Below are 16,036 nucleotides of genomic sequence, written 5' to 3' on the forward strand. Positions count from 1 at the left end.
TTAAACAGGGCGAACCTACTGGAAGCTCGCCCTGACAGGGTCAATCGAACGATAGCGGCTTGCGAAGGGGCGTATCCCGGTGTGCCGCGCGAACGTACTGGGCGGGCCAGGAAACCTTGTCGCGCAATGCTTCAGCGGCCTGCAGCGGCCAGTGCGGATCACGCAGCAGTTCGCGTGCGAGCAGTACCACATCGGCCTGACCGGTACGAATGATGTGCTCAGCCTGGGCCGCATCGGTAATCATGCCAACGGCGCCACTGGCAATATCAGCCTCCTTGCGAACCCGCTCTGCAAATTGCGTTTGATAACCTGGGCCTACCGGGATTTCGGCGTTTGCCGCAGTACCTCCCGAGGAGACATCAATCAGATCGACACCCAAGGGTTTCAAGCGCTTGGCCAGCTCTACCGTCTCGTCCACATTCCAGCCATCTTCGACCCAATCGGTTGCTGATAACCGAACAAAGACAGGCAGCTCATCAGGCCAGACGGCTCGAATGGCTTGTGTAACCTCCAACAGGAAACGGATACGGTTATCGAAGCTGCCACCATATTGATCACTACGCTGGTTTGAAATCGGTGAAAGAAACTGATGTAGCAGATAACCGTGGGCCGCGTGGATTTCAGCAACCTTGAACCCGGCAGCCAATGCGCGCTCGGCTGTTGCGACAAAGGCTTTGGTGAGACCGGCAATACCCTCAGCATCCAGCTCGGTAGGACGTGTGTGCTGGGGGTCAAAGGCTATCGCTGACGGAGCTACGGGAACCCAGCCACCTTCAGCGATAGGAACGCTGCCGTGCTTGCCTTCCCAAGGACGCCACGTACTGGCTTTACGCCCCGCATGGGCAATCTGGATACCTGGTACCGCGCCCTGTGACTGAATGAATTGAGTGATGCGGCGCAGCGGCTCGATCTGCTCGTCCTTCCATAGACCCAGATCCTGTGGAGTAATACGACCTTCTGGCGTAACGGCAACAGCTTCACTGATGACCAGACCCGCGCCACCAACGGCACGGCTGCCCAGGTGGACCAAGTGCCAATCATTGGCGAAACCGTCTTCGCTCGAATATTGGCACATGGGGGAAACCACAACGCGATTCGGAAGCGTCAGTTGGCGAAGGGTAAAAGGCTCAAAAAGTTTGCTCATGATCGCTCTCGGCACAAGGACTTGAATCTATTAGAGCCTTACTTTGCCGGAATGATCATTTCGATAGCAATGCAACTATGTTTATGAGGCCTATTACTTCACTTTGGCGTCAGGTGAACCACAATCAGCTGCACGCTTTCCTGACCACGAAATTCGTTCACATCCAGGCGGTAGGCGGCTTCGACCCAGCGAATTTGCGGATTCGGCCAGATCTCGCGATTGATGTTGAACGCAATGCCGTCCAGTTGAATGCCTCCGCACTCACTCTTCAAAACCAGCTTCAAATGCCGCTCACCCACAATACGCTGCTGCACGACCTCAAACACACCGTGAAACATCGGCTCGGGGAAATGCTGCCCCCAGGGGCCGGCATGCTTGAGTGCACGTGCAATCTCCAGTTGAAAATCGCAGGTTTCCAGCGAACCGTCCGATTGCAAACGCCCTGTCAGGTCATCCTCGACCAGATGCCGTCTGACTTCCGCATCGAAAGCCGCAGCAAACGCACCGAAATTCTCTTGAGGCAGTGATAGCCCCGCTGCCATGGCGTGCCCGCCGAACTTAGTGATCAGCCCAGGATGACGCGCCGCAACAGCATCCAGCGCATCACGGATATGAAACCCCGGAACCGAACGTGCCGAGCCCTTGAGCATGCCGTCACCGGCATCGGCAAAGGCCAGCGTGGGCCGGTGGTAACGTTCCTTGAGACGAGACGCCAGAATACCAATGACGCCCTGATGCCATTCGGGATCAAACAGGCACAACCCGAACGGCATATCATCCTTGGGCAATTCCTTGAGCTGCGCCAAGGCCTCACGCTGCATGCCCTGCTCGATCAGTTTTCGATCCTTATTGAGCTGGTCCAGTTGGACAGCCATGTCCCGTGCAAGGGCTTCGTCCTCGCACAGCAAGCACTCGATTCCAAGCGACATATCATCCAGCCGCCCAGCCGCATTCAGGCGCGGCCCCAGAATGAATCCCAGGTCAGTAGACGTGATCTTGCCCGGCTGCCGGCCGGCCACTTCCAGCAAGGCCCTGAGCCCCGGGCGAGCACGCCCGGCACGTATACGCGCCAACCCCTGATGCACCAGAATCCGATTATTGGCATCCAGTGGGACCACGTCGGCAACACTGCCCAGCGCAACCAGATCCAGCAGCTCAGCCAGATTCGGCTCTTTGATGCTCAGCGCATCGAACCAGCCCTCTTCACGCAACCGCGTCCGCAGTGCAAGCATCACGTAGAAGATAACGCCTACGCCGGCAATACACTTGCTGGGAAACTCGCAGGTCGGCTGGTTGGGATTTACGATCGCATGGGCAGCGGGTAACTCATGGCCCGGCAAATGGTGGTCGGTCACCAGCACGCGCATTCCTGCGGCTTTGGCAGCCTCGACACCGTCTATGCTGGAAATTCCGTTATCCACGGTCACCAGCAGGTCAGGCTGGCGCTCCCGGGCAACCGCGACGATTTCAGGTGTCAGCCCATACCCGTATTCAAAGCGATTAGGAACAAGGTAATCGACCCAGGCGGCACCCAGGCTGCGCAAGGCAAGAACCGCCACACTGGTAGCGGTTGCGCCATCAGCGTCAAAATCACCCACGACCAGAATGCGTTGACGCTTGGCCAGCGCATCGACCAGCAATTCTATGGCGTCATCCATCCCCTTGAACAACCGATAGGGATGTAACCGCGCCAGCCCTTTTTCAAGCTCATCAGCACTCTTCACGCCACGCGCGGCATAAAGACGGGTCAGTAGCGGCGGAAGATCACCCAGATCAGGCAACTCATCCGGCAGGGAACGAAGTTCGATACGCATCGATTACTCAAGTATTACAACAGAAATAGAGAACAGGCCGAACAGACGGCTCAAGCCATGGATAGATTCAAGATGCGTCTGCTTCAATGGCTTTTAAAGCGTTTTCCGATGAATCAACGCTCACCCATCAACCAGTCGAGATGAAGCTCGTGTTGACCACGCTCGTCCGTCACGAACACAGTCCCCTCACTGATCATTACACTCCAGCTGATCGAGCGTGGCAGGTCAGTAGCCAATGCAGCCAGCGACTCAACAGGCACCGCTGCAATGTTCAGGTTCTTCAACATCTTCACCGAATCGACTACCTTGTTCTGCCAGACTCGCAAATTGCCATAGGCAAGCAAGCTGACCCGCTCCGCACGGCGAGAACACCAGACCAGGCGCTCAGCATCAGGCTGCCCAACTTCAATCCAATGCAGTACACGATCATCGAGACTCTTTTCCCAAAGGGCAGGCTCATCTACATCGGAAAGTCCCCGACCAAACCCAAGCTGCTCGCCGTACCACAAGGCGTACCCCAGGATGCGCACAGCCAGACGCTCTTCGGTTTCGGAGGGATGACGAGCAACGGTAAAACGCAGGTTCTCGTAGACGCTGCGGTCCAGATCCGTCAGGTTAAGTTCAACTTTATAAGGCGTGGCTTGCAGGGCCATGAATGTCCGCTCGAAAGTAAAGCTGACCAGTGTACCGTGAAAACGCCTGAAAAGTGGCTTGCTCAGACAGGCTGGCTAATGACACTTCGATTCTTGCCGAGCCCCTTGGCTTCATATAATCCCTTATCAGCCAGGGCAATCAGCGAATCAAGCACATAACCCGCCTCCGCCGAACTGGCTACACCAATGCTGATACTCAAGGAAACCCCTGCTACCCGTGAGCATGAAGCAAATTCCTTCCGTATCCGCTCAGCCATTTGATACGCCGCTTCAGTAGCGGTGTCTGGTAGCAGGCACGCAAACTCTTCGCCGCCCAAACGGCCAAAGATATCACCCTTTCGGAGCCGCATTCTGGTGACGTCGCAAAAGGCCACCAGGGCATGGTCTCCAGCCTGATGACCATGCCTGTCATTGAGTTGCTTGAAATTATCCATATCACACAGCAGCAGTGTTACAGGGCGATGCTGAACCTGGCAGTGACGCAGCATGTTTTCGCTGTCTTCGACGAAGGACCGTCGATTGCCAATACCTGTCAGCGAGTCCGTTAACGAGGCTTGCCTGTAACGCCTCTCCGTTCGTTGCTGCACCATGGCTGTCGCCGCAAACGTCAGACCAATGCTGTACAACAAGGTCTCAAGCAGCAGAAACGCCGCAAAGTCGATTCCATGACTTTCCCCGGCGAACGGCAGTGAGCGATCCAGAAAGAAACGACCGACATAAAAAGCACTGTGCAATCCAAACAGACTGAACAAGGCCGCCAGCGATACCTGATTTTCGTTCCGGGAGCGCCAGAGTTCATAACCTGCCAACACGGTATAGCTGACAATTACCAGCGAGCTCAGTTGAATTCGCGCAGCCAGCGAGCCGTAAAAGGTGGGAATCAGACAGGCAAGCAACCATAGGACACTTCCAGCCCACACTCCGGACCAGAGTACTCGTCGTCCGGAAAAAGCCCGCATGGCAGTCCACCCCATGGCATAACAGACATGAACAAGCACGTTCCCCAGCACGATAGGCAACGCATCCATTCCTCGTCCACGCAGGCTACCTATTACCAGCCCCAGCGCGCCCGACCATAGCATCAGGCACAGAAAGCCTAGAGTTGCCTCGCGGCTCCCTCTTGCCCATGCAAATAGCATCAGCACACCAAGCAGAACGAGTACATACACATTGGTCACAAGTAGCGTAGGCATGCTCAAAGCCACGGCAGCCCTCCTGGCAGTACGCGTGTCAATCAAACGAGCAAGGGGAAGCTGGTCAGGAGCAAATGCCAGAGCAGCATCCGCCCCTGAACGCTATTTAGAGCGGCTTGCCGCGATTACCATGTTGAGCGACAAAAGCCTGTACCGCCTCAATGGCGTTAGGCAGCACAGTGCAGCGCTCCTCGCGCTGGAATAGATCGCTCAGGTGAGCCGGAAGCTCCAGCGCCTTACCAATACCGGCCTTCTCGACTGCGTCAGGAAACTTGACGGGGTGTGCTGTTCCCAGCACTACCATCGGTGTAGACAGGTTACGACGACACTCTCGCGCCGCCTTGACGCCAATTGCTGTATGCGGATCAAGCACCTCGCCGGTACGCTTGAAGACATCAGCGATGGTAGCGCACGTGTCTTCATCACTTACCGCCAATGAATCAAACAGCTTACGCGCTTCAACCCAACGATCTTCTTCAACGGAGAGTTTGCCCGTGGCCTTGAACGTGCTCATCAGCTCGGCCAACGCCACACCGTTACGTCCGTGCAGGTCGAACAACAAACGTTCGAAGTTGGACGACACCATGATATCCATGGAAGGCGATAGCGAGGCGTGCAACGTTTCCTTGAAATACTGGTTGCCGCTCATGAAGCGATGCAGGATATCGTTGCGATTGGTTGCTACAACAAGCTGACTTACAGGCAGCCCCATGTTACGCGCCAGGTATCCTGCGAATATATCGCCAAAGTTACCGGTAGGGACCGAGAACGCTACAGAGCGCGCTGGGGCACCTAACTGCAGCGCTGCATGGAAGTAGTAAACGATCTGGGCCATGATGCGCGCCCAGTTGATCGAGTTTACGGCAACCAGACGCGTGCCCTTGAGGAAGCTCTGATCGGCAAAACTCGCCTTCACCATCTCCTGACAATCATCAAAATTGCCTTCGATGGCGATGTTATGGATGTTTTCGCCAAGGATGGTCGTCATCTGGCGACGCTGGACCTCAGATACACGCTGGTGAGGATGCAGAATGAAAATGTCTACATTCTCGCAACGACGGCAGCCCTCAATAGCAGCAGACCCCGTATCGCCCGAAGTGGCGCCGATGATCACGACGCGCTCATCCCGCTTGAGCAGAATATGATCCAACAGACGGCCCAGCAGCTGTAGTGCGAAATCCTTGAACGCCAGGGTTGGGCCGTGGAAAAGCTCCATCACCCACTCATTGCCATTGAGCTGACGCAGCGGCGCAATCGCACTGTGAGCGAATGCACCATACGTTTCCTCAAGAATCTGTTTGAAGTCGGTATCGCTGATACTGCCCTCAACGAATGGGCGCATGACGCGGAACGCCAACTCGTGATAGGGCAGCCCAGCCCAGGAAGCAATCTCTTCCTGAGTAAACCGCGGCAGATTTTCCGGCACATACAGACCTCCGTCACTGGCCAGGCCAGCCAACAGAACGTCTTCGAAATTCAACGCTGGCGCATTGCCGCGGGTGCTGATGTAACGCATCGATTTAACCTTCAATTAGAGCAGCTGATAGCCGGATCCATCATCCGGCCGGCCTGGATCAGTTCAGATGTTCGACTCGGATACGAACAACAGCCCCTACCACATCCTCAAGTGACTCAAGCGCCTTGATGGCTTCATTCATATGCTGTTCATGTACCCGGTGGGTCAGCAGAATCATGGGAATCAAGCCGTCATGTTCCTCGGCTTCCTTCTGCATGATCGACTCTATATTAATGCCACGCTCCGACAGGATACTTGCCACCTGGGCCAACACACCTGGATGGTCCTTGGCTTGGATACGCAGGTAGTAGGCGCTCTCACAGGCTTCGATAGGCAATACCGGATGATCGGACAAGGCGTCAGGCTGGAAGGCCAGGTGCGGAACGCGATTTTCCGGATCTGACGTCATGGCACGTACCACATCGACAAGATCAGCCACTACGGAGGAAGCCGTTGGCTCCATACCAGCGCCCGCGCCATAAAACAGTGTCGAACCCACCGCATCACCGTTAACCATGACGGCGTTCATTACCCCATTTACGTTGGCAATCAGGCGATCGGCTGGAATCAGGGTGGGATGAACACGTAGCTCAATACCCTTCTCGGTGCTGCGCGCAACGCCCAGGTGCTTGATGCGGTAACCCAGCGCCTCGGCATAACCAACGTCGGCCGTGGTCAGCGTGGTAATGCCTTCGGTGTAGGCCTTATCGAACTGAAGCGGAACACCGAAGGCAATGGATGCCAGAATGGTAAGTTTATGCGCCGCATCGATACCTTCAACATCAAAGGTTGGATCCGCCTCGGCATAACCGAGCGCCTGGGCTTCCTTGAGTACATCTTCGAACGTACGGCCCTTTTCGCGCATTTCGGTCAGGATAAAGTTGCCAGTACCGTTGATGATTCCCGCCACCCAATTGATGCGGTTAGCCGCAAGACCCTCACGCACAGCTTTGATAACAGGAATGCCTCCAGCAACCGACGCTTCGAAGGCTACGATGACGCCTTTTTCACGCGCCCTGGCAAAAATCTCGTTGCCATGCACTGCGATCAACGCCTTGTTTGCGGTAACCACATGCTTGCCGTTGTTGATTGCACGCATGACCAATTCACGGGCCACTGTGTAACCACCAATCAGCTCGACCACCACATCGATTTCCGGGTTATCCACCACAGCGAACACATCGTCGGTAATCGGGGTAATACCGGTATCACATTTGGGATTAGGACGACGCTGAGCAATCTGTGCTACTTCAATACCACGGCCGGCACGACGTGCGATCTCTTCAGCGTTTCGTTTGAGCACATTGAAAGTACCGCCACCCACGGTACCCAGTCCGCAAATACCCACTTTTACCGGTTTCACGCTTTATTCCCCTGCTGTAGGCCTCGGTAGAACACCCGGGCTGATAAAAACTTGGAAACGGAGTTTACCTCAAGCACGCCGCTTGGCTGCCACGTATCGCTCAGGCTTATCGTCAAGACCAAACGGCCGAGCTTAGCTCGGCCGTCATGACTGCACTATACCTATTTACCGGCTGCCAGCGCGTCATTTACCAATTCTGACGCTGGCTGGTAACCAGGGATCATATGTCCATTGGCAAGAATAATGGCAGGCGTGCCCTGAATGCCAATCTGTTGCCCCAGAGTGAACTGCTTCGCAACCGGATCATCACAGGAGGCAGCCTTGATTTCCTTACCCTCGAACATGCGCTCCATCGCCTCGGCCCGATCCTTGGAGCACCATACTGCCTCAAGCTGCTTATACCCCGCCGAATTTAAACCTTGACGCGGGAATGCCAGATAACGCACCTCGATACCCTGCTTGTTCAACTTGGGAACTTCAGCGTGTAGTTTCTGGCAATAAGGGCATGTGGTATCCGTAAAAACGGTAATGTGAGCTTTCGTCTCGCCCACGGCCGGAAAGACGACCATCTGCTGCTTGTCCAAACCATTGATCTGCTTGGCCACTGCTGCATTTTCAGCCTGTTCCGTCAGGTTAACGGCGTGACCATCCTTATACTGGTACAGGTATCCTTGAACGATGTATTGCCCATCAGCACTGGCATACAGGATACGCCCGCCCTTGAGCTGAACCTCATAAAGGCCTTCAAAAGGACTTTTTCCAATCGACTCGATACCCAGATCAGGCTGTAATGCACTCAAGGTCTTACGGATAGCCTGCTCGGATTCAGCCATTGCAAAGGTACTTGCGAGCCCCAGGCAAACCGCCAGCACCAAACGAGTAATGCGCATGAATAACTCCTGTGAACAATAGCTGCCAGCCTACCACAGAGGCCGACACTACAATTTAACCGCGAGGATGATGTTCCGCATGCAGGGCCTGCAAACGAGCCCGGGCGATATGCGTGTAAATCTGGGTTGTCGAAAGGCTTGAATGGCCTAAAAGCATTTGTACGGTACGCAAGTCAGCACCATGATTGAGCAGATGGGTTGCAAAGGCATGGCGCAGCGTATGGGGTGAAAGCGGCTTATCGATACAGGCCACCTGGGCGTGCAGCTTGATGCGGTGCCAAAAGGTCTGCCGCGTCATTTCAGTCCCACGCAGGCTCGGAAACAGCACATCAGATGCCAACCCGTTCTGTAACAGGCCGCGCGCTTCCTTCACATACCGCTCCAGCCAATTGATAGCCTCCTCCCCCAAAGGAATCAGACGCTCCTTGTTTCCCTTGCCAAACACCCGCATCGAGCCCTGTCGCAGATTTACCTGCTGAAGCGTCAACCCAACCAGCTCGCTGACTCGAAGACCTGTTGCATACAGTACCTCCAGCATGGTTCGATCACGCAAGCCCAGCGGGTCATCAGTATCCGGTGCGGCAAGCAATGCCTCGACATCTGCCTCGGACAAGCTTTTGGGTAGAGGGGCGCCAAGGCGAGGCATATCGACCTGTAGCGTAGGATCAACATCGATCAGCCCTTCACGAACCGCATATCGATAAAAACCACGAACGCTCGATAGAAAACGCGCCGTTGAGCGTGCCTTGTAACCCTTGTCCAGCCGCCAGGCCAAGTGATCAAGAATCATCTCTCGACCAGCTTTTTCAAGCGAAACGCCCTGCTCCGTCAACCAGGCGTTGAACTGCCCTAAATCATTGGAATAGGCGTCACGCGTGTGTTCGGATAAGCCCTTCTCAAGCCATAAGGCATCCAAAAATCGATTGATGTACGGATGATCTCGCATCGGCAATGTTACAACTCAGGAGTGTTGAGGGAAGTCCGGCAGAACAGCGACGGGACGCTTATCCTCATCGATCGCAACAAAGCTAAAAGCACCACTGATCGCCAGTTCACGTCCTTCGTTATACATACTCTCGAGGTAAACCTCGACACCCACCTTGATGCTGGTATTACCCACTTTTATCACTCGACCAATCAGCTCAACGATAGAGCCACCTGGAATGGCGTGATTAAAATCGATACGGTCGGTCGATACCGTTACCAGCGGCAAACGGCAAAACCGTGTCGCCGTAATGAAAGAGACTTCATCCATCCACGCCATCGCCTGCCCGCCAAATAACGTGTGATGATGATTAGTATCAGGAGGAAATACCGCTTTGGCCACGCGCGTTTCAGACAGCTCTGTTCGGCGTGCGATTTCTTGCTCTCTGGGGGTCATAGACATCCGGGAACTCGCTTAGCTAACTCACCATACTGACTTTTCATCCACGCAACAAAAAAGCAGCCCTAGGGCTGCTTTTTTGTAGAATCGCTGAATTAAGCCAGCTTTTCCTTGATACGTGCTGCCTTGCCAGACAGTTCGCGCAGGTAGTACAGCTTGGCTTTACGAACATCACCGCGACGCTTGACGCTGATGCTGTCGATCATGGGGCTGTAAGTTTGGAAGGTACGCTCTACACCTACACCGTTGGAAATCTTGCGAACGGTGAAAGCACTGTTCAGGCCGCGGTTACGCTTGCCAATTACAACGCCTTCAAAGGCCTGCAGACGCTGACGGTCGCCTTCCTTTACTTTTACTTGAACGATTACGGTATCACCGGGCGCGAAAGCCGGGATTTCCTTGTTCATTTGTTCAGCTTCAAGCTGTGCAATAATCTTGTTGGTCATGCTAGTGTGCTCCTAAGACAAGCCGTCAGACCTGCCATCGATACGTTAACTATCGTCCTGTTGACGAAGGAATTCCGCCAACAGCTTCTGCTCTTCTCCAGAAAGCGAGCGTCTTTCCAGAAGATCAGCGCGCCGTTTATAGGTCCTTCCAAGGGACTGCTGTAAACGCCAACGCCGGATATGCTCGTGATTACCACTGAGCAGCACATCGGGTACCCGCCGGCCCTCATACACCTCAGGTCGAGTGTAATGAGGACAATCGAGCAGACCGTCCGTAAACGAGTCCTGCTCGGCGGAATCTACATGCCCCAACGCTCCAGGCAGTAGCCTCGTCACCGCATCGATCAGGACCATTGCTGGCAGCTCGCCGCCAGACAGCACATAGTCACCAATCGACCATTCTTCATCAACGTGCGCTTTAATAAAGCGCTCGTCGATACCTTCGTAACGACCAGCGATCAGAATGAGGTGTTCTTCTTTCGCCAGCTCCTTTACCCCTTGCTGCGACAGCTGTCGCCCTTGAGGGGAAAGGTAAATTACTTTTACCGAGCCCTCAGCCTTGCTGCGTGCATCATTCAATGCCCGCTCCAATGGCTGAATTTTCATCACCATGCCGGGACCGCCCCCAAAAGGACGATCATCAACAGTCTGATGTCGGTCTTCGGTATAGTCCCGCGGATTCAGGCAATTGAGTTGAAGTAACCCCTGCTTGACCGCACGACCGGTAATTCCGAAATCACGGACGGCTGTGAATACTTCAGGAAAGATACTGATGACGTCGACACGCATGATTTAAAAATCCGCGTCCCAGTCAACCCGCATCTCACCTGCCACTAGATCAATCGATTTGACGAATTGCTCCAAAACATAGGGCAACAGGCGTTCGCGATCGTCCAGACTGCCGACACATGGCTTTATCACCATGACATCGTTGGAACCAGTCTCAAGCAAATGATCCACCACGCCGAGCATCTGCCCTTCCTGGTTGATCACTTTCAGCCCTTCGAGCTGGTACCAGTAGTAATCACCTTCGTTCAGGCCTGGAAGCTCATGGCGAGGCACACAAATTTCGAACCCTGAAAGGGCTCGTGCCTCTTCGCGATCATCCAGACCTTTAAGCTTGGCCGTCAGGACTTTGCCGTGAAGGCTGCCCTTTACCAAACTTACCTTACGGATTTCGCCATCACGACGCAGGGTCCAATGACGATACTCCAGCAGATTGTCCAAGGGGTCGGTGAAGGAATAGACCTTCACTTCGCCACGCACGCCATACACCGAGACAATCTTACCGAGGACAACCAGGTCCTCTTCAGGCGCAGGCGTCTGACTCATAAATTTCAGGCAGTTGCCTTAGCAGAGTCCTTGAGCAGCTGAGCAACGCGCTCAGACGGCTGTGCACCGTGGCTCAGCCAGTAGCTAGCGCGCTCGGAGTCAACAGACAAACGGATTTCATTACCGGAAGCAACCGGATTGAAGAAGCCGATGCGCTCAACGAAACGACCATCACGGGCGTTACGGCTGTTGGTCACGGTCAGGTGATAGAAGGGGCGCTTCTTGGAGCCACCACGGGCAAGACGGATGGTTAACATGTGAACTTTGTTCCTGTAGTCGGTGCTTTACAAATGTTACGCACGCTGGGCCTCAGGCCCGAAAGGCCGCATATTCTAAGGATAATCCGAGCGATTGCAAACTCTTTTTCCCTATCGTATGCAGGGCTGATCGCCCAACGGCAGCAACCTGGGGATTTACAGCTTGGGCATTCCTCCTGGGAACATGCCACCCATGCCACGCATAAGCTTTGACAAGCCGCCTTTGGAGGTCACCTTTTTCATCATTTTCTGCATCTGCTTATGCTGCTTGATGAGGCGTCCTACATCTTGTACCTGGGTTCCGGAACCCATGGCGATTCGACGCTTACGCGAGCCGCTGATCGTTTCTGGATCACGGCGCTCAGCAGGCGTCATGGAGTCGATAATAGCCTCCATCTGCTTGAACTGTTTTTCGGCTGCTCCCTGAGCATTTCCCATCTGGGACAAATTGACACCACCCATCATGGTAGGAAGCTTGTCCATAAGCGAGCCAAGGCCGCCCATACTCTTCATCTGGCGAAGCTGGTCACGGAAGTCTTCTAGATCGAACCCTTTGCCCTTCTTGAGCTTCTTGGCCAGCTTTTCGGCTTTTTCCTTATCCAGGTTCTGCTCGGCCTGCTCGATAAGGCTGAGCACATCGCCCATACCCAGAATACGGGAAGCAATACGATCAGGATGGAAAGGATCCAGCGCCTCGCTCTTTTCTCCCATACCCAGGAATTTGATCGGCTTGCCTGTAATGGCTCGCACGGACAATGCCGCACCGCCACGGGCGTCACCGTCGACCTTGGTCAGCACGACGCCTGTCAAGGGAAGCGCGTCATTGAAGGCCTTGGCGGTATTAGCCGCGTCCTGACCCGTCATGGCATCCACAACAAACAACGTTTCGGCAGGCTTGATCGCGGCATGAACCTGCTGGATTTCAGCCATCATTTCTGCATCGACATGCAAACGACCAGCGGTATCCACGATTACGACATCAATGAACTTGAGCTTGGCTTCACGCACAGCGGCTTCGGCGATCGCAACAGGCTTTTGGCTGATATCGGAGGGATAGAACGTAACGCCGACCTCATGAGCCAGGGTTTCCAGCTGCTTGATCGCGGCAGGACGATAGACGTCAGCAGAGACAACAAGAACGCTTTTCTTCTTGCGCTCTTTCAGGAAGCGCGCCAGCTTGCCTGCTGTAGTGGTCTTACCTGCACCCTGCAGACCGGCCATGAGAATAACGGCCGGCGGAGAGACATTGAGAGCCAGATCTTCGTTTGCAGCCCCCATCAGCTCTTCGAGCTCGGCTCGAACGATTTTCACGAAGGCCTGGCCAGGAGTGAGGCTCTTGGAGACTTCAGTGCCTACGGCACGGTCCCTGACCTTATTGACGAAATCCTTGACGACCGGCAACGCCACGTCCGCCTCAAGGAGCGCCATGCGCACTTCACGCAGCGTGTCCTTGATGTTGTCTTCGGTCAATTTTGCCTTGCCAGTGATATGGCGAAGGCTCTGTGAGAGTCTATCTGTCAGGTTTTCAAACATGCAAATGCGTCCAAAACTGGCGGCAGGTTGTGAAGTATAACGAAGAGGACGTCGGCTGGCATCGTCTACAGTCTTCCTTGAACACTGGCATCTGTGCCAAACTCATCCGCTTTCGGCTCAGTGATTCAAGGATTTATGTCATCCCTGTTGCCCAGCCTGACGGCTGCCCTTCTCTATAGTGTCGCCACGGCCTATCAAAGTGTGTGTCTGACCACGCGCAAGCGTCCCAACAATACCCTTTTGGTCTCGCTGGGCGTAGTAGCGTTGCTCGCCCATGGCGCGGCCTTGTTCATTCAGCTGATTCTACCCAGCAGTCTTTCGCTGGACTTTTTTGATGCGTCCAGCCTGATCGCGGCGGTAGCCATACTTTTGATTCTGCTCGGCTGCATCCGCATGCCGCTACAGACATTACTGGTACTGATTTATCCTCTAGGAGCCATCACGACGCTCCTGGCTGACGTGTTACCGTCGGGCACTGTTCAACCGATCGATATTACGCCGGGCATATTAACCCATGTCCTGCTCTCGATTGTTGCCTACGGTCTGTTAACACTGGCTGTTTTTCAATCGTTGCTGCTATTGATTCAGGACAGGCAGCTCAAGAACAAGCACCCATCGGGGCTGATCCGGAGCTTCCCCCCTCTGCAAACCATGGAAAGCCTGCTGTTTGGTTTTCTGTGGGCGGGTTGGGCTGTATTGTCCTTGTCCCTGATTTCCGGCTGGCTGTTTCTCGAAGACATGCTTGCCCAGCACCTAGTGCACAAGACGGTTCTGTCCTGTGTGGCGTGGGTCCTGTTTGGCGTCCTGCTGTGGGGGCGTCATCGCATGGGCTGGCGTGGACACAAGGCCATCCGCTGGACACTGGCCGGCTTCTGCCTATTGATGCTCGCGTATTTCGGCAGCAAACTGGTACGTGAATTCATCCTGCACATCTGAAGATCGCCTCATAGGCCCTTTGCCCTTCGCAAGCCTTGCCGTTTCCGGCAAGGCTTGTCCATAATCCAAAGGCTTACCCAGCTAAACGTCTCTCTCTGCGGTTACCCCCTCGCCGATAGAGCCGCGTCATAACAGGCTAACGATTCACATCCGCACCGGATGATTACGCACCTGTGCCCTACCCGGGCAAGCGTACGAGTCAGGCCATAAAAAACGACAGCGCCTGGGACATCCAATGACTGCTACTGCAACCTACGAGGCGGAGCCTGTTTCGCCTGCCGCGCCTGCAAACTCTACAGCCCGTATCGCAACGGCAAGCTTTATCGGCACGGCTATCGAGTTTTACGATTTTTATGTCTACGCTACCGCCGCCGCACTCGTCATCGGCCCGGTGTTCTTTCCACAAACATCTGCGATTGCGCAAACACTCAGCGCATTCATCACCTTTGGCATCGCTTTCCTGGCCCGTCCTCTCGGCTCTGCACTGTTTGGCCATTTCGGCGATCGGATTGGTCGAAAATCCACTCTAGTGGCTTCGCTCCTCTTGATGGGTGTTTCGACCACGCTGATCGGCCTGCTCCCTGGCTATGCCAGCATAGGTGGCTGGGCCCCCGTGCTGTTGTGCGTTCTCAGATTCGCCCAAGGGCTTGGGCTGGGCGGAGAATGGGGTGGCGCCGCGCTGCTGGCAACGGAAAATGCGCCGAAGAACAAGCGAGCCTGGTTTGGCATGTTTCCTCAGCTGGGCCCGTCTATCGGCTTCCTTGCGGCTAACGGCTTGTTTCTCGCGCTGGCCGTGCTGCTATCGGACGAGCAATTCAAGGCCTGGGGCTGGCGCATTCCTTTCATCCTGAGCGCCGCCTTGGTAATGGTTGGTCTTTATGTCCGCCTCAAACTGAGTGAAACGCCAGTGTTTGCCAAAGCCATGGAGCGACACGAAAAGCTGCGCCTTCCATTAACCGAAGCAATTACCAAGCACTGGCATCCCATGCTGCTGGGCGCCTTATCCATGGTGGTGTGCTATGCGCTGTTCTATATCTCAACGGTATTTTCGCTGAGCTATGGCGTTAAAACACTAGGGTTCAGCCGAGAGGGCTTTCTAGGGCTCCTGTGCTTTGCCGTTCTGTTCATGACTCTGGCTACACCTCTGTCGGCCTGGCTTGCCGACCGTTATGGCCGCAAACCAGTTCTGGCAATCAGTGCAGCCGCCGCCCTGCTGTCAGGCTTTGCCATGGAGCCGCTGCTTACCCATGGCTCAACAGGTAGCATTGCGCTTTTCCTAGCGCTGGAGCTGTTTCTCATGGGTATGACGTTCGCACCGATGGGCGCGCTGTTACCGGAGATTTTCCCCACCCACGTCAGGTATACCGGCGCCTCGGCCGCGTATAACCTTGGCGGCATCCTGGGTGCCTCGGTAGCGCCTTATATTGCGCAGAAGCTGGCCGATACCGGAGGCTTGAGCTGGGTAGGAGGTTATGTTTCCGCAGCGGCGCTGATCAGCTTGATTGCCGTACTGTGCCTTAAGGAAACACGAGATCGGGATTTGTAATCAAGCGACAGCCCTGTGCAGGCAGGGCT

Annotated in this window: 16 protein-coding genes; 2 read left to right on the top strand and 14 right to left on the bottom strand. The window is 54.9% G+C overall.

Going from position 1 to position 16,036, the window contains the following annotated elements:
• Nucleotides 1-40: 40 nt before the first annotated feature.
• From PLU01S_RS09310 to ffh, 14 genes are all read right to left on the bottom strand, one after another.
• Nucleotides 41-1,144 carry an NADH:flavin oxidoreductase/NADH oxidase gene (locus PLU01S_RS09310; protein ID WP_074827610.1) on the bottom strand — a complete coding sequence of 368 codons (1,104 nt, stop codon included), beginning with the start codon at nucleotides 1,142-1,144 and terminating at the stop codon, nucleotides 41-43.
• 98 nt (nucleotides 1,145-1,242) lie between these two features.
• Nucleotides 1,243-2,958: a single-stranded-DNA-specific exonuclease RecJ gene (gene recJ, locus PLU01S_RS09315; RefSeq protein ID WP_074827611.1), complete on the bottom strand. Its 1,716-nt coding sequence runs from the start codon at nucleotides 2,956-2,958 to the stop codon at nucleotides 1,243-1,245.
• A gap of 113 nt (nucleotides 2,959-3,071) precedes the next feature.
• Nucleotides 3,072-3,611 (bottom strand): YaeQ family protein, encoded by a 540-nt coding sequence (locus PLU01S_RS09320; protein WP_074827614.1) that lies wholly within the window; start codon nucleotides 3,609-3,611, stop codon nucleotides 3,072-3,074.
• Between the two features lie 62 nt (nucleotides 3,612-3,673).
• Nucleotides 3,674-4,816 (bottom strand): GGDEF domain-containing protein, encoded by a 1,143-nt coding sequence (locus PLU01S_RS09325; protein ID WP_233432206.1) that lies wholly within the window; start codon nucleotides 4,814-4,816, stop codon nucleotides 3,674-3,676.
• 94 nt (nucleotides 4,817-4,910) lie between these two features.
• Entirely contained in the window at nucleotides 4,911-6,320 is a 1,410-nt protein-coding gene (gene thrC, locus PLU01S_RS09330; RefSeq protein ID WP_074827616.1) for a threonine synthase, read from the bottom strand.
• Nucleotides 6,321-6,378: 58 nt separating this feature from the next.
• The gene (locus PLU01S_RS09335; protein ID WP_074827617.1) at nucleotides 6,379-7,683 is read right to left on the bottom strand and encodes a homoserine dehydrogenase; all 1,305 of its coding nucleotides are present in this window, start codon (nucleotides 7,681-7,683) and stop codon (nucleotides 6,379-6,381) included.
• 161 nt (nucleotides 7,684-7,844) lie between these two features.
• The gene (gene dsbC / locus PLU01S_RS09340; RefSeq protein ID WP_010797596.1) at nucleotides 7,845-8,573 is read right to left on the bottom strand and encodes a bifunctional protein-disulfide isomerase/oxidoreductase DsbC; all 729 of its coding nucleotides are present in this window, start codon (nucleotides 8,571-8,573) and stop codon (nucleotides 7,845-7,847) included.
• 55 nt (nucleotides 8,574-8,628) lie between these two features.
• The gene (xerD, locus tag PLU01S_RS09345) at nucleotides 8,629-9,519 is read right to left on the bottom strand and encodes a site-specific tyrosine recombinase XerD (protein ID WP_372238859.1); all 891 of its coding nucleotides are present in this window, start codon (nucleotides 9,517-9,519) and stop codon (nucleotides 8,629-8,631) included.
• Between the two features lie 15 nt (nucleotides 9,520-9,534).
• Entirely contained in the window at nucleotides 9,535-9,954 is a 420-nt protein-coding gene (locus PLU01S_RS09350) for an acyl-CoA thioesterase (RefSeq protein ID WP_074827621.1), read from the bottom strand.
• A 98-nt stretch (nucleotides 9,955-10,052) separates the two neighbouring features.
• A complete protein-coding gene (gene rplS, locus PLU01S_RS09355) occupies nucleotides 10,053-10,403 on the bottom strand; it encodes a 50S ribosomal protein L19 (RefSeq protein WP_019366570.1) in 351 nt (116 codons plus the stop codon).
• Nucleotides 10,404-10,448: 45 nt separating this feature from the next.
• Nucleotides 10,449-11,192, bottom strand: coding sequence for a tRNA (guanosine(37)-N1)-methyltransferase TrmD (gene trmD / locus PLU01S_RS09360; RefSeq protein ID WP_074827623.1), 744 nt, complete (start codon nucleotides 11,190-11,192; stop codon nucleotides 10,449-10,451).
• A 3-nt stretch (nucleotides 11,193-11,195) separates the two neighbouring features.
• Nucleotides 11,196-11,735: a ribosome maturation factor RimM gene (gene rimM / locus PLU01S_RS09365; protein WP_074827625.1), complete on the bottom strand. Its 540-nt coding sequence runs from the start codon at nucleotides 11,733-11,735 to the stop codon at nucleotides 11,196-11,198.
• A gap of 5 nt (nucleotides 11,736-11,740) precedes the next feature.
• Complete coding sequence (gene rpsP, locus PLU01S_RS09370) at nucleotides 11,741-11,992, bottom strand: 30S ribosomal protein S16 (protein WP_010797590.1); 252 nt, start codon at nucleotides 11,990-11,992, stop codon at nucleotides 11,741-11,743.
• Nucleotides 11,993-12,148: 156 nt separating this feature from the next.
• Nucleotides 12,149-13,525, bottom strand: coding sequence for a signal recognition particle protein (ffh, locus tag PLU01S_RS09375; RefSeq protein ID WP_010797589.1), 1,377 nt, complete (start codon nucleotides 13,523-13,525; stop codon nucleotides 12,149-12,151).
• A gap of 135 nt (nucleotides 13,526-13,660) precedes the next feature.
• Between ffh and PLU01S_RS09380 the strand changes: the two genes are divergently transcribed.
• The gene (locus tag PLU01S_RS09380; RefSeq protein ID WP_010797588.1) at nucleotides 13,661-14,461 is read left to right on the top strand and encodes a cytochrome C assembly family protein; all 801 of its coding nucleotides are present in this window, start codon (nucleotides 13,661-13,663) and stop codon (nucleotides 14,459-14,461) included.
• 235 nt (nucleotides 14,462-14,696) lie between these two features.
• Nucleotides 14,697-16,007 (top strand): MFS transporter, encoded by a 1,311-nt coding sequence (locus tag PLU01S_RS09385; protein WP_074827627.1) that lies wholly within the window; start codon nucleotides 14,697-14,699, stop codon nucleotides 16,005-16,007.
• The last annotated feature ends 29 nt before the right edge of the window (nucleotides 16,008-16,036 follow it).

It is taken from the genome of Pseudomonas luteola NBRC 103146 (assembly GCF_002091675.1).
Taxonomy (GTDB): Bacteria; Pseudomonadota; Gammaproteobacteria; order Pseudomonadales; family Pseudomonadaceae; genus Chryseomonas; species Chryseomonas luteola.